This is a genomic window from Peribacillus sp. YIM B13472, assembly GCF_042788005.1.
In the GTDB taxonomy this organism is placed as follows: Bacteria; Bacillota; Bacilli; order Bacillales; family DSM-1321; genus Peribacillus; species Peribacillus simplex_E.
In genome coordinates, this window is record NZ_JBHZPG010000024.1 from 44682 (window position 1) to 58858 (window position 14177).

13 protein-coding genes and 2 pseudogenes are annotated in these 14177 nt (G+C 40.0%); 5 read left to right on the forward strand and 10 right to left on the reverse strand.

What is annotated here, in order from left to right; translation table 11 throughout:
• Positions 1-173: 173 nt before the first annotated feature.
• Both ACFX4I_RS17685 and ACFX4I_RS17690 read left to right on the forward strand, forming a co-directional pair.
• Positions 174-838 (forward strand): annotated as a pseudogene (locus tag ACFX4I_RS17685) (aminoglycoside phosphotransferase family protein).
• A gap of 208 nt (positions 839-1046) precedes the next feature.
• Positions 1047-1280, forward strand: coding sequence for a CotD family spore coat protein (locus ACFX4I_RS17690; protein ID WP_377422075.1), 234 nt, complete (start codon positions 1047-1049; stop codon positions 1278-1280).
• A gap of 71 nt (positions 1281-1351) precedes the next feature.
• On the opposite strand, the gene ACFX4I_RS17695 is transcribed toward ACFX4I_RS17690, so the two are convergent.
• Positions 1352-1624, reverse strand: a complete 273-nt coding sequence (locus tag ACFX4I_RS17695; RefSeq protein WP_377422076.1) for a GNAT family N-acetyltransferase — start codon at positions 1622-1624, stop codon at positions 1352-1354.
• Positions 1625-2390: 766 nt separating this feature from the next.
• Positions 2391-2597, reverse strand: coding sequence for a hypothetical protein (locus ACFX4I_RS17700; protein WP_377422078.1), 207 nt, complete (start codon positions 2595-2597; stop codon positions 2391-2393).
• A 268-nt stretch (positions 2598-2865) separates the two neighbouring features.
• Between ACFX4I_RS17700 and ACFX4I_RS17705 the strand changes: the two genes are divergently transcribed.
• Positions 2866-3195: a DMT family transporter gene (locus tag ACFX4I_RS17705; protein ID WP_377422030.1), complete on the forward strand. Its 330-nt coding sequence runs from the start codon at positions 2866-2868 to the stop codon at positions 3193-3195.
• A gap of 25 nt (positions 3196-3220) precedes the next feature.
• On the forward strand, positions 3221-3568 hold the full coding sequence (locus tag ACFX4I_RS17710) for a DMT family transporter (protein WP_377422032.1): 348 nt from the start codon (positions 3221-3223) through the stop codon (positions 3566-3568).
• A gap of 251 nt (positions 3569-3819) precedes the next feature.
• On the opposite strand, the gene treR is transcribed toward ACFX4I_RS17710, so the two are convergent.
• The 4 genes from treR to ACFX4I_RS17730 form a co-directional block, all read right to left on the reverse strand.
• Positions 3820-4533 (reverse strand): trehalose operon repressor, encoded by a 714-nt coding sequence (gene treR, locus ACFX4I_RS17715; protein WP_377422034.1) that lies wholly within the window; start codon positions 4531-4533, stop codon positions 3820-3822.
• Positions 4534-4564: 31 nt separating this feature from the next.
• Positions 4565-6235, reverse strand: a complete 1671-nt coding sequence (gene treC, locus ACFX4I_RS17720; RefSeq protein WP_377422036.1) for an alpha,alpha-phosphotrehalase — start codon at positions 6233-6235, stop codon at positions 4565-4567.
• Positions 6236-6315: 80 nt separating this feature from the next.
• The gene (treP, locus tag ACFX4I_RS17725; protein WP_377422038.1) at positions 6316-7767 is read right to left on the reverse strand and encodes a PTS system trehalose-specific EIIBC component; all 1452 of its coding nucleotides are present in this window, start codon (positions 7765-7767) and stop codon (positions 6316-6318) included.
• 456 nt (positions 7768-8223) lie between these two features.
• Positions 8224-9336 carry a DNA alkylation repair protein gene (locus ACFX4I_RS17730; protein ID WP_377422040.1) on the reverse strand — a complete coding sequence of 371 codons (1113 nt, stop codon included), beginning with the start codon at positions 9334-9336 and terminating at the stop codon, positions 8224-8226.
• Between the two features lie 91 nt (positions 9337-9427).
• Here ACFX4I_RS17730 and ACFX4I_RS17735 point away from each other — a divergent pair.
• A pseudogene (locus ACFX4I_RS17735) lies at positions 9428-9516 on the forward strand (IS6 family transposase); the annotation flags it as partial.
• A gap of 339 nt (positions 9517-9855) precedes the next feature.
• On the opposite strand, the gene ACFX4I_RS17740 reads toward ACFX4I_RS17735, so the two are convergent.
• Genes ACFX4I_RS17740 through ACFX4I_RS17755 form a run of 4 tightly spaced genes read right to left on the reverse strand, consistent with a single transcriptional unit; the run spans position 9856 to position 14160 of the window.
• Positions 9856-10650, reverse strand: coding sequence for an XdhC family protein (locus ACFX4I_RS17740; protein WP_377422042.1), 795 nt, complete (start codon positions 10648-10650; stop codon positions 9856-9858).
• 26 nt (positions 10651-10676) lie between these two features.
• Entirely contained in the window at positions 10677-11543 is an 867-nt protein-coding gene (locus tag ACFX4I_RS17745; RefSeq protein WP_063576665.1) for an FAD binding domain-containing protein, read from the reverse strand.
• Positions 11540-12004 carry a (2Fe-2S)-binding protein gene (locus ACFX4I_RS17750; protein ID WP_063576666.1) on the reverse strand — a complete coding sequence of 155 codons (465 nt, stop codon included), beginning with the start codon at positions 12002-12004 and terminating at the stop codon, positions 11540-11542. Before ACFX4I_RS17750 ends, ACFX4I_RS17745 begins: the two co-directional genes overlap by 4 nt.
• A complete protein-coding gene (locus ACFX4I_RS17755) occupies positions 12001-14160 on the reverse strand; it encodes a xanthine dehydrogenase family protein molybdopterin-binding subunit (protein WP_377422044.1) in 2160 nt (719 codons plus the stop codon). Before ACFX4I_RS17755 ends, ACFX4I_RS17750 begins: the two co-directional genes overlap by 4 nt.
• Between the last annotated feature and the right edge of the window lie 17 nt (positions 14161-14177).

Here is a 14177-nt window from a genome sequence, read left to right on the forward strand (position 1 = left end):
AAGGCGGAATTTCTGCAAAGGTGACAGGACTTGAAATATTGCAATCGTCAGGGCAGATCGTAAAAATGATCGCTCGTCAGCATGGTGATAATGACTTGAAACGGAATCCAAATATTGCAGCAGATGAACACAAGCTCTTAGGGAAATTGAAATCTGCCGGTTTGCCTGTACCGATGCCATATTACTTCGAGCAATCCTGCGAGATATTTTCCAAGCCATACATACTTCTAGAGTTTATTGAGGGTAAGTCAGAATTCACCCCCTCAAATCTTAATGATCATATCTTACAATTGGCAATCAATCTAGTAAAAATCCATCGTGTTAATTGTGCGGATCTATCCTTATCATTCCTGCCTAAAGTAGAAAATACATATGTTGAGATGTTAAATAATATAGAAAGGGTAATCCTGGACGAAACATTAAATCTGAGCATGATTAGCGATTTGTTAAAATCTTTCATGCCATTAGTCTCCAAGAATAAAGAAGTAATCCTTCATGGTGATTATTGGCCAGGAAATATATTATGGAAAGAGATAAACTAGTTTCCATAATTGATTGGGAAGACTCAGGCTTAGGGGACCCTTTGGCTGACCTTGCCAATAGTCAACTCGAAATTTCATATCATTTTGGAATGCAAGCAATGAATGACTTCACCCATCAATATAAATCCATGATGCCGGAGTTGAATTTTACAAACTTACCCTTCTGGCAATTATTTGCCGCATTACGGTTATCTAAATTCCCTGAATGGGGCTTGGAAAAAAGCAAGGAAAATAGCTGGAAGAAAAGACACAAGTCATTTGTTCGTCAAGCAATTAACCAAATTCGTTTAATTTAATGTATATTCATTTTTCAAAAAAATGAGTGAAAGATCTGATATGCCCATGAAATTTTGATAAAGGCATTTATACCAGTCCATTTATCAATTTTTTTCATAAACTAACTATGACTTTCAAAAAAATCCAGGAGGTGTTTAAATGTATAATAAGCCCTGGGGACATCCGAAAGGCGGTCAATGTCCACCACAATATTGCCCACCTCACAGAATGCCTACTCAGTATAATCCACCTCAAATCTCCCCGACAAAGCAATATGTTAAAACTAATGTCATTAACACTGTGATTCCGGTTTTTCACCCGACACATACAACTACCGTGAATAAACATTTCACCACATATATACCGCATACCCGAAGTATCGTGAAAGAGTGTTATTCCCAAAACTTTGTTTGTGGAGTTCCTCAATCCCCCAGTTTTACGAGGAGAATGTTAAGATATTAATTAAAAAAACCCCGATTCGGGGTTTTTATTAATTCCTTCCATCAATCTTTGAAAATTGACATTCAAAGGATTTACAACTGTCTAAATACGAACTCCCTATACTTTTTAAAGTCTTGTTTCTTATAAAACTCTTTTGCTGCAATGTTTTCACACCAATAATCCAATTCAATTAAATCTATATCGTTCTTTTTAGCCATTTCATAGACCTCATTCATTAGTTTTTTACCGTAACCTTTTTGGGTTTGACTTTCAGCGATACTAAGCTGATGCACATATACTGATTTATACTCATTTTTAAAAGCACTTTCTGGATAGTTTTTAATTTCAATAGGGCGTTTTAGCAGTTATTGTATTAGTTTTGCATTTGGAAAAAGGCATACTTCTTAGCCAAATTGGATTTAAGAAAAGCTTGATGCGAACATTGAACTACCCTGCAGCACGTATCGACCTTACTGTCTGATTGAAGTGGAGGTTTCCTAAGAACAAAAGGGAGAACAGGTCATGTGGATGACTTGTTCTCCCCCTTTCTTATTTTATTTCAAAGCATGGCGTGGTTCTGCTGCATATCTTCATCTTTTTATTTTTCCAAGTTACAAAATGAACCTTCTGTAAAGACCCATTGGCTTAAATGCTCAGGTATAGTACTTGAAGCGGCCCTTACTGGACTTAGGAGAATAAATCCTACTAAAAACGAATCGTGAGTATTTTACTCTTATTGGATCACATTTATATTATATATTCTATCGAGGTTTATTTTAAAATAAACCTCTTTAAAGAGATTCTTCCTACAGTGCTCAAGCAAGCCAAAATGACTAATAATTATATAATCTGCCATTTACCTATTCCTAACGTTCTTAGTAAAAAAATTCTGTTACCCAGATGTGCGTCATTGATTAACAGCCGCGTACGATTACAGATGAAGAGTAGGATATTCTCAGGTCTCTTGCACAAATCGACATGGATGAAGTGTAATTGCGCATGGCTTCATTTCACATCAATAATCTCAGTAAGGATAAATCCGACTTATTGGCGGTCTTAAGTCCTTTCATTAATCTGCTTTTGCCGTTTGGCGATTTACCCCTGTTATTCGTTTCCTACAGTCTTTGCGCTTTAGTATGTTCTCACTGGTGAAATTAGATGAAGATAGGAGGAATTATCACTTGGTTCGATTAAGACAGGTTTCATTGGACCACCAAAACTGAGCTTTAGCTCTTTTTCTTTTATCGCTTTTAAGGCATCCAATAAAAAACTTCCATCCAGTGATATATTTAACCCCGCATCACCTCTGATTGCCTTGATGCCTTGCGTTTCTTCTATTTTACCTAATTCCGATCAGTTAGAAGATATCCTTAGCTTACCAATATCCAAGATTTCTAAATGAACATTGTTATTTCTCCATTCATGCAAAAAGGAAGGCCCTATCAATACCTTTTAATAGTGTATTAGCTTAATTTTGAGCGTGACTGCAATGACAGAAAATATGAAACTAACTATAGGTGGTATTAGTTTAATATGAGTCCTTTAGATGATAAGATTCTTGGGGGAAGTGATTGAAAAATAGATCAATATTTAGGAGGAGTTCATCTTGAATCCTTATGCATTTTTGGCAATAGCCATCCTAAGTGAAGTGTTTGGCAGTTCGATGTTAAAAGTATCAAACGGGTTTAAAAGGTTATTCCCTTCCATTGGTGTGGTAATTGGAATGGGTTTGGCTTTTTATTGCCTGTCGTTATCATTAATAACCATACCGCTTGGAACGGCTTATGCCATTTGGTCGGGAATAGGCACAGCTTTAACTGCTTTAGTCGGAGTTATCGTTTATAAAGAAAGCTTTAACGTGAAAAAACTTTTAGGTTTAGTCCTGATCATTGGAGGAGTGGTGGTTTTGAAGCTCTCAAGTGGAGGCACTCATTAGCAATTTAGTAATCGGAGGTTATAGTATGAAAGGATACATAGCTTTAGGAATATCTATCATAAGCGAAGTATTTGGTACGACCATGATTAAGTTGTCTGAAGGATTCACGCATTTATTCGCTTCATTTGGGGTTATAATAGGATTTGGAATTGCATTTTATAGCTTATCTATATGTCTTAAAACAATTCCGTTAAGCTTAGCATATGCCATTTGGTCAGGAATAGGCACAGCTTTAACGGCATTAATTGGCGTACTATTATGGAGTGAGCCATTTAGTATCACTACATTAGGTGGCTTAGTATTAATCATTGGTGGAGTGGTTTTACTAAATGCTTCCCATACTCCCAAACAAGCAGAAGGATCGTCAAACTAATGGTTTGATGATCCTCCTCCTCTCCCCCACTCGTTCAAAATAAAAAGAGTCCAATTCGATGTCTATAAGAAAAACATGATACCTTGAACAGCATTAGAAAAGGCCGCCACGGCGACCTTTTCTTTTTGAATGAAGTTGAACTTTCATGAATCAGTCCATCCCTTCCATATAATTCTACAGCATTTTCCTTGGCAAACTAATTGTTTTTTCATTTCATCCTTAGCCTGCCAGTCATCAAATACATTTAGCCTTCACCAAGTCCTTCGTGCAAAGTCCGTAAACTTGAATTTATCGGGTCTATGCCTGGATTCGCTATACTGAAACAAGCTTCCATCGATTAAATGGACAGTACTTTTCACAACTGCCACCATATCGAAGTCTTCAATGTCCAATAATTGTTTATCTTCTTCACTGCATGGCTCCACGGTAATTTCCTTATTGGAAAAACCGATCTGGAGTCCGAGTTCCTTTTCGATATATCCATAAATCGAATCCTCACAAATTTCCTTCGTCAGGTTAGTTACGAACTCGCTTTTGAAATAGTCTTTGTCCAGTATGATTTTTTTGCCATTGATTTGCCGTACCCGACACACTTTCCATACTTTACCACCATCCGTTAAGTCCAGAAGCTTGGTCATGTTTGAATCAGGGGTCTCAAGCTCCAACTTATAGATGATCGTTTTGGAATGCAAATTCAACTTTTCCACCATTTCTTTATAGGAAATCAACCCTGCTACAGGAAAATTAAATTTGCTGAAATCCAAGACAAATGAACCCTTGCCTTTGATTTTATGGATATATCCATTTTGTTCAAGCAACTGTAATGACTTTCTCACAGTATCCCTGGATATGTCATACTCTTCCATGAGGCTGCTTTCGGAAGGAAGCTTTGAATTTGTCGGAAAGATTCCTTCTTCAATTTTTGAAACGATATCACCATATAGCGATAGATATTTGCTGTTCATTTCATCACCACAATATATTTTTCTTAGTCTGCTACTTGTCCTTTTTCAACAAATAGACAACCGATTCATAGGGACGTAGGATAAAATCACCTGCAAGTTCTTTCGAATCGATATAGTTTGAGAGCAGGAGCTTTGAGTTGTATCCGAATAGGGCAATATCTTTTGGAATCTCGAAGGACGCTTCATTTGCATAAAAGTTATTGATGACCAAAAGTTTCTCGTCTTCATAACCGCGAACATAAGCGAATAATTGGTCATGGTCGCCAAGAATTTCCTGGTAGTCCCCATATGCAATGATATCATGTTTCTTGCGTAAGAATATAAGTTTTTGGTAATGATGAAAAATGGAATCCTGATCCTTCATTGCGTGTTCAGCATTGATGTTCTTAGCATTATCAGGCACTGAAATCCATGGCGTCCCTTTTGTAAAGCCTGCGTGCTCCGTATCTTCCCACTGCATGGGAGTTCGAGAATTATCACGGGATTTAGCTTGAAGAATTTCGATTATTTCCTTTTCATCCTTGCCTGCCTCTTTTAAAATATTATAATAATTAATCGATTCCACATCCCGATATTGTCCAATATCATTGAATTTCGGGTTGGCCATTCCTATTTCCTCCCCTTGATAAATATAAGGGGTTCCCCTAAGCATATGAATGGCTGTTGCCAGCATCTTGGCAGATTCCTTATGATACTCTTGATCATTCCCAAACCTGGATACGATCCTCGGCTGGTCATGGTTGCACCAGAACAGGGCATTCCATCCATTTCCTTCTTGCATCCCATACTGCCAGCTGCTTAGGATTTCCTTTAACTTCCTGAAGTCAAAATCTGCAAGTGACCACTTTTCCCCATCTTTATAATCCACCTTTAGATGATGGAAACTGAATACCATGGACAGCTCCTTTTCAACTGGAGATGAATATTTGATGCAATGGTCAATGGTCGTCGATGACATTTCCCCTACAGTCATCACCTCTGCATCCTTCCCAAATGTTTCTTCATTCATCTCTTTAAGGAATTGATGAATTTTGGGACCATCTGTATAAAAGCATCGTCCATCTCCATCATTGTCATTTTCATAGAGATCAGGTTTCGAAATAAGATTGATCACATCCAAACGGAATCCTTTGACACCTTTATCCATCCAGAAGTTTACTACATTGAAGATTTCCTGCCTTACTCTTGGATTTTCCCAGTTAAGATCAGCTTGGGTCCGATCGAACAAGTGAAGGTAGTATTCATCATGTTCCGCTACATATTCCCATGCAGGGCCTCCGAATTTCGAAGTCCAATTGGTAGGGGGCTCTCCATCTTTCGATTTCTTGAAAATATAATAGTCCTTATATTCTTTCTCTCCATCCAATGCTTTTTGGAACCATTCATGCTCTGTTGATGTATGGTTGAATACCATATCCAGCATGATTTGGATATCCCGCGAATTAGCTTCCTTCACCAATCTTTCGAAATCTTCCATCGTCCCGAAAACAGGATCAATGGATGTATAATCCGCTACATCATATCCATTATCATTCTGAGGTGAACGATAAAAAGGGGTCAGCCAAATATAATCCACTCCCAGTTCATTCAGATAATCAAGTTTTTCAATAACACCATTTATGTCCCCGATGCCGTCACCGTTCGAATCCTTAAATGACTTCGGATAAATTTGATAGATGGTACTTTTTTTAAAATCCTTCATTGTGATTCCTCCCCTGCTATCCCTGATGTCTCTTTTGCCAGTATGGTAAAAAAGAGGGAGAATGCTCTCCCTCCGCGTTATTAAGCATCTAATTTCGTTGTTTTCGTTCTTGTTTTCAAATTCATTTTAGGACGTTTGGAGAATACGATAGTCAAAATGAATGGCACAACGAAAGCAACCAACATCGCGAGTGCAAACATTCCCATATGCTGTGGCTGGATGGATAGGATACCCGGGATCCCTCCAACACCGATGGAATTTGCCATTACTCCAGATCCGACTGAAACGATGCCTGCGAAAAGTGAACCGATCATACCGGCTAAGAACGGAAAGCCGTATTTCAGGTTAATCCCGAACATGGCTGGCTCGGTTACACCGAGATAACATGAAATCGTAGCGGGTATGGAAACTTGCCTTTCCTCCTGGTCCTTTCTGTTGATGTAAATCATCGCAAGCACTGCCGTTCCTTGTGCAATATTGGATAATGCGATCATCGGCCATAGGTTCGTACCGCCAAGTTCACTCATAAGCTGAAGATCGATCGCGTTTGTCATATGATGCAGTCCCGTGATGACAAGCGGTGCATAGGCAAAGCCAAAAACTGCAGCAAATAGCCAGCCAACTGATGAATTCAATCCGGAATATACAACCGTAGAAATGACAGAACCGATTTTCCAGCCTAAAGGCCCCAAAATGGTATGGGCAATGATTACAGTTGGAAGTAAAGCGAAAAATGGAACGACGATCATGGAAATCGAATTGTGCACTTTATCTCTCAAGAACCGTTCTAAATACGCCAAGACGAACCCTGCAAGTATCGCTGGGATGACTTGAGCCTGATAGCCGATCATATCGACCTGGGCAAAACCGAAATCCCAAAAAGGTATATCACTTGCCTTTGTGTTTGCCACTGCATATGCATTAAGAAGTTGTGGAGAAACCAATGTCAAACCAAGGACGATGCCGAGAATTTGAGTCGTGCCCATTTTCTTAGAGATGGACCATGTAATCCCAACAGGAAGAAAATGGAAAATAGCTTCACCTATCAGCCAAAGGAAGGCGTGTACTCCTGACCAGAATTGTGAAATATCCACAAGGGTCTTTGTGCTATCATCGAACATTTTAATATCGCCAATGATATTGCGGAATCCAAGAATGAGTCCGCCAACGACTATGGCAGGAATCAGCGGGGTAAAAATATCCGCAAGATGGGCAATCATACGCTGCAGCCAGCTCATATTCTGTTTAGCTGCTTCTTTCACATCTTCTTTTGACGCTTCCTGAAGTCCAGCTATGGAAACGAATTCATTATAAAACGATGATACTTCGTTCCCGATTATGACCTGGAACTGTCCAGCTTGTGTAAACGTTCCTTTCACAAGCTTAATCGATTCGATATTCGTTACATCCGCCTTGGAGGGGTCTTTCAAAGCAAAACGCATTCTTGTCGCACAATGCGTAACCGTCGCAATATTCTCTTTCCCTCCGACATGTTGAAGCAAATCCGTTGCTGGTTCTGTGTATTTACCCATTTCACTACTTCCTTTCCCTAGAAAGCAAAATATAGTTGTTTTTATAACCTGTACGTATAGGTTCTGTATACGCTTTCATATTATCCTGTACGTACAGGTTCTGTCAAGAACTTTTTCCCTCACTTTAAAAGGATTGATTATCAACTGTTATTGACAGTATAGATGTTTCACCTGTTTTAACTGTTGCTGTGATAAACGTTTTCCTGGCATTGTTAATTAATAATTTGCGCAGCAACCGGAGCTATCCAACTTTTTTGGATTTGATATAAACATGAGGGCATGCTTTTTACTGTGATATCAATCCAATCGTATATGAGAGAAAGCATGAATATTTTGCACTATGTCACTATCAGGAAATAATTAAAAACGAGGAACTCTTAGGCTCCTCGTTTTTGTCAGTTATAAGTGCTGGTACTCATGTAATTAATCAAGAACTCCCATACTTTTTAAGATCCTTTATCCTTCAGCGTTTAGTTTGATATGCGTTTCTGCAACCTCCACTCCGTTTACGAGAAGGGAGATTCGATGAATTCCCATGTAATGTCGACGTGTCGTCAGGTCTTTCCAATTGTGAATCCTCACTCTTTCAACTCTTTCACCATCTGAGAAATCCCTATCTGCCAATAGGAAAATTTTACGGGAAGTTTTCTGATTTGCTTTCACAAAATCGATGGCATACTCGATGCGAAGTTTCACAGTGTTCTTTTCTTGAACTTGAAAACCGAAATGAAGTTCACTCGTTTCCCCAATAAAAATCGAGTCTGGTTCATTTCTAATAAATGCGTTTGTAATGAAATTCGGATTATTCAATATATCCGTGTATCCAAATAAAGATAGGACTTCTGGATCTGCTTGACGAACTAAAGTCCTGCATCCCCGTCGAATAATCCAAATCGTGTTGGGTTCTCCGCTTTCATACCAGCGCTTGGCTGTTTCTATTACGGTTTTCGGATGATCTTTGGCAATATCATTCAAGTTATTGGCCACACTTTTGCGAACATATAGGGACGGATCGTTTTTCAGGTTCTCAAGTAATTCCAGTACTGGTGCCGGATCGGATTTGAACATCGGTAAAGATTGGCCCCAAGGTAACCTGGGCCTGCATCCCTCACTAGCCAGCCTGCGGACATGCTCATCATCATGATTGGTCCATTCCTTCATCTTCTCGATCATTAAAACGGGATCAAGCAAGATAAAAGCACGGATTGCAAACTCGGAGGATGACCTTGCTGTAAAACGCTCCAACGCATCTAGCGATAACGGCCAATCTTTCTTATTCAATCCATGTACCTCGACAAAATCAGGGAAAAATAAATATCTAAAACCCTCACAATCCTTATCAAGCCGATACAAAATATCCAAAGCCTCTTGATAATCACTTGGAAGATACTTTCCAAGAGTAATGGAAATGTGCCTTATTCGTTCTTTTAACTTCCTCTCGTCCCAATGCTCATCAATTACTTCCCCTATAAACGATTCAGTAGAGAAGGACGGATGGACACCCTTTACTTTTTCACCGAATTCACGAATGAACATTTCATTATATAAATTCTTTAAAGGCTCAGCCATTTCATTCACTTCTTTTCTTCAGGTTAAATTTGCTTTTGGATACTTGCACTGCCTATCAGCTATCATTTCAAACTATGTTATGCACGATACAATCATTAAAAAAGGACAGCTTACTTTACAGAACAAGTCTGTCCAAAATCAAGTGAAGTTCATTCATCACTATTTGGAATGGCTGTATAATAGCTGATTCTATAGGAATCTATAAACCTCTTTCCAATGGATGTAATCTTTGCACCGGAACCCGTTTCCCATAAGTCCATCTACTATCCCCATACAAAATCCCTCCAGGAGTTTTCCTTTGTGTATAGTATGATAGTAGTAGCATATAAAGTAAAATATTTCTACCATATTAATGAATTAATCAAAACGACAAAAGGCCCACTCTGAAGGGCAAGGGCCTGCTTCTAGCTTTTATCAAAGAAAAAGGGTCAGTCCCACTGAGTTAATACTTTAACACAGTGGGGACTGACCCCATTGTCTATTATATATTTTGATTTTAGCTTTATCTGACCTTTCTACTTATCTAATTAATTGTTTCACTTTTACAGGCTTTTTTTCCTTGCTTAATTTGATGATTTGACCGATAATACTGATGGCAATTTCTTCTGATGTTTCCGAGTCAATTTCCAATCCGATTGGAGAATGGACCTGCTCCAACTGTTCTTGCGTGACCCCTTCACTTTTTAACTTTTCAAATATGCTTATGACCTTGCGTTTACTGGCAACCATCCCAACATATGCAATCGGAAATTGCAGTGCCGTTTTTAATACAATATCATCACAATCTTTTGTAACAATTACCACATATGATTTTTCATTTAGGTTGGCTGCGAGCAAAGCCTTTCCAATATCCTCGTTCACAAAAAGGTTTGCCGCATTCGGAAAGCGTTCCTTTGTACAATAACCAACGCGATCATCGACAATGCAATAAGGATATTCAAGGAAATCAGCAAGCTTTGCCAACGCATGGCCTAAATGACCGGCCCCAGCCAGAATGAGTTCAGGCCTGCTTGTATAGACTTCAATAAAGACCCGTAACGTGCCGCCACAATTCATCTGAATTCCGTCTTTTGCATGTTTATTCAATTTATATTCAACGATTTTCGATTGGCCATTTTGGATCGCCTTTACACTATCTTCGATCACATAGTGTTCAGCCAAGCCCCCTCCGACAGTCCCTTCAATGGTACCATCCCGGTAGACAATCATTTTTCCAACATGCCTGGGAGTCGAGCCCTTTGATTCAATAATCATGGCTAAAGCAAAGGTTTCGTTTTGACGCGTCAGCATGGACACTTTTTCCATCAACTGCATGAAAAGCTCCCCCCTATCTTTAAACATTAATTTGGTTGATATTGCTTCATGCTAAGAAAATAACGTAAAAGATGTAACGCGACGGTTTTTCTGTAAGCCGCAGTGGAGCGTTGATCGTCGATTGGTCTAATGATCTTATCGAAGGCTGCCACAATTTCAGCGATGTCTGCATCGGCTAATGGTATCGTTTTTCCAACCAGTTTCCTCTCAATATCAATGGAACGAACCATCGTAGGTCCGACCGCCCCGAAGGCAAATCGAATGTCATCGATTCGATCTTTGCTTATCCGGACGAAACCCGCAAACGATACTTTGGCAATGGCATCTGCGTTGCGGTTGCCGACTTTCTCGAAAACGACATGTGAATCTCCTAATACAAACGGAAGAATAATCTCCGTTACCATTTCATTGTGAAAGCGTTGAACCTGTCGTGGACCTTGAATGAAATCGCTAATCGCGACCATGCGATCACCATTTACGGAACGCAACAGAAGCTTTGCATTGTATACATATAATAAAGGAAGCATGTCACCGGCTGGAGAGGCGTTGCATATATTACCGCCTAATGTTCCCCGGTTTCTAATTGCCGGGGCAGCAATTGTTTTAATTGCATTCTTTAAAGCAAAAGGAATCAACGGATTTTCAAGTAATTCACTATAGGTACAGCAGGCCCCGATGTGGAGATCCTTGTGATGTTGATACACCTGCTTTAATTCGGAAAGATGATTAATAAAAACAATCGGTTTAGGGATTTTTGGAGGTACTCCCCTTCTACTTTTGTGAAGAACCATAACATCGGTGCCTCCGGCTATGATTGCACAATCTTCTCTATTCAATTGGCTCAAAGTTTCGTCTAAACGCTCGAAGCGATACGCTGTTATTTTCTCTATCATAAGCCATCACCTTTTTTAGCTGCTAGGTTAATCGCATCAACAATCATATTGTAGCCCGTACATCGGCACAGATTTCCGGAGATGCCCTCACGAATTTCAGCCTCTGAAGGATGAGGATTTTCAGATAACAAAGCTGCACTTGCCATAATCATTCCCGGTATGCAATAGCCGCATTGCACTCCCCCGGCTATGGAATAGCTTTCATCTAAAATTTTAAATTGTTCTGTTTCAATGATGCCTTCGATCGTTTGAATATCGGCACCAGCAATAGAGCCAATTGGAATAAGGCAGCTGTTTTGCAGGAGGTTATTCACAAAAACACTGCAGGCTCCGCACTCCCCTTCACCACAGCCTTCCTTTGTTCCGATTAACTCAAACTCATCTCTTAATAAATCTAGTAATCTTGCTGTAGCAGGGGCGTCAGTTTCTACCGTTCTTCCATTTAGTGTGAATGTAATCAACCCTCTTCACCTTCTTTCATCCAAAGACTTTCAATAATGACTTCCGGTGTAATCGGAATTTGCTGAAAAGAAGTGTGCAGGGCATCCTCAATTGCAGCTTGGACTGCTGGAGCGCCTCCGATTAAAGTCAATTCACCTGCGCCCTTCGCCCCGTATGGACCATCAGCATAGGGGTTATCAAAGACCTTGCTTTCAATTGAAACAATATCCAAGGAAGTCGGCGGTCCATAATCCGATATGCTTTTTTGTTGGATTCTACCTTGTTTTGACGTCATCTTTTCCAGATAACCGTATGCTAGCCCTTGAGCCAAACCACCGTCAATTTGGCCTTTCATAATCCGTTCATCGATGACCTTCCCAACTTCATAATTGCCGTATACTTTTTCTAACTTTAAATTACCTGTTAACGTATCAACTTCTACTTCAACGATATTAACGCCCCATGAATAAGCCGGGTACGCATCTCCAGTGAAGGTTTTCTCATCCCAAGGAATCATTTCACGGTGAACATAGTGCTCAACCACTTCCTGTTCCACCCCTGTTTGCCACTGATTCTTAAGTTTTTTTGCGGCCCGTTCAAGCAATTTTCCGACAATCATCGTCGTCCTGGAAGCTACGGTCGGACCCGAGTCGGGAACCTCTTTTGTGTCGGGATAAGGGTACAAAATATCTTCGAACGGGAGGTTAAGTTCTTTGGCGACAATTTTACACAACGTCGTCAAAATACCTTGTCCCATATCAGAGTTTGAGATTTTTAGTGATACCTGGTCGTCCTTTGATTTAACCAGTTTCACCTTTGCTTTAATATGATCTCTTTCGCCACTGCCAGTAAATCCACAGCCGTGGAGGAACAGCGAAGTTCCTATCCCTTTTTTATAGCGCTGATTTTGTTGATTTAAGCGCTGAAAGTCTTCTTTTTTCTTGTTGTATTCTGACACGTTGAGTACGTCCTCAATCATATCTTCCACTAATATCGGGTCGCGGAATTTACCTTTGGTGATGGTGGGGTCTCCTTGTTTGACGAGGTATTTTCGTTTATATTCAAGCGGGTCGATTTTTGCAAGTTTACTAAGATGTCCAATATGACTTTCGATTCCGGCAAAGCTTTGAGGAGCACCAAAGCCTCTGAAGGCGCCGTTCGGAACGGTATTGGTTTTTAAGACATAGCCTTTTGCATGAAAATGCGGAATTTTATAAACACCAGCACTGTTTAATAATGCGCGCTGCAGCACGACAGAGCTCAATCCAACATTTGCCCCTCCATCGAGAAAGATGTCAACACACATGCTTAAAATATTTCCTTCCTTATCAAGGGCCGTCCGATATTTGAGTTTGGCCGGATGCCTTTTCGTCGTTACCAGCATATCCTCAGAACGGTCGAACACGAGCATTACCGATTTTTTTACTGCTCTTGCGGCAACGGCTACGTGACAAGCCATCATAGAAGGATAATCTTCTTTGCCGCCAAAACCTCCGCCGGTAGGACTTTGAACAACCCTGACTTCATCGTCACCACAGGCTAATGCGCTTAACAATGCATTTTTTATATAATAAAGACATTGCATCGATCCCTGGACGACAATTTCATCATCCTTATAAACGGCGAGCATTCCTTGCGGCTCAAGATAGACATGCTCCTGATAACCCGTATCATATTCTTCTTCGATGATTTGATGGGCTCCCTGCTCGATAGCTGAAATGTTTTCTAAGTTTTCCCCAAATTCATAGCTTGCCAAAACTAAGGATACTGATTTTTGCTTGATCGCTTCGTCCAATGTATAGATAGCCTGATGTTCTTCAAATTCAACCTTCACTTCATTTAACAAACTGTACAGGATATCCAGGTCTTTGCCCGTGAGCATGAGAATTGGCTCACCAATATAATTGACCCACTCATTGGCAAAAATGGGCTGATCCTCTTTGATAATTTTGACATAATTCGGTCCGGGGATATGCTCTGCTCCAACAGCTTCATACCCTTCCGGAAGATTAGGTAATTGAATGGATATGATTTTTCCATAAGCAATTGGCGATCGATACAAAACACCATAAACCATATTTTCCACTTTTACGTCACTAATATAGGGCAACTGGCCCGATACTTTACCTTTATGGTCCTTTTTGGGCACTGAGGTGCTTATGTCTTTGAGATTCATTGCAACAACACCCTTCG

Coding starts and splice junctions, on each gene's coding strand:
- ACFX4I_RS17690 (WP_377422075.1), top strand. CDS start 1,047: ATGCCTACTCAGTATAATCCACCTCAAATCTCCCCGACAAAGCAATAT.
- ACFX4I_RS17710 (WP_377422032.1), top strand. CDS start 3,221: ATGAAAGGATACATAGCTTTAGGAATATCTATCATAAGCGAAGTATTT.
- treR (WP_377422034.1), bottom strand. CDS start 4,533: ATGAACAGCAAATATCTATCGCTATATGGTGATATCGTTTCAAAAATT.
- treC (WP_377422036.1), bottom strand. CDS start 6,235: ATGAAGGATTTTAAAAAAAGTACCATCTATCAAATTTATCCGAAGTCA.
- treP (WP_377422038.1), bottom strand. CDS start 7,767: ATGGGTAAATACACAGAACCAGCAACGGATTTGCTTCAACATGTCGGA.
- ACFX4I_RS17730 (WP_377422040.1), bottom strand. CDS start 9,336: ATGGCTGAGCCTTTAAAGAATTTATATAATGAAATGTTCATTCGTGAA.
- ACFX4I_RS17740 (WP_377422042.1), bottom strand. CDS start 10,650: ATGCAGTTGATGGAAAAAGTGTCCATGCTGACGCGTCAAAACGAAACC.
- ACFX4I_RS17745 (WP_063576665.1), bottom strand. CDS start 11,543: ATGATAGAGAAAATAACAGCGTATCGCTTCGAGCGTTTAGACGAAACT.
- ACFX4I_RS17755 (WP_377422044.1), bottom strand. CDS start 14,160: ATGAATCTCAAAGACATAAGCACCTCAGTGCCCAAAAAGGACCATAAA.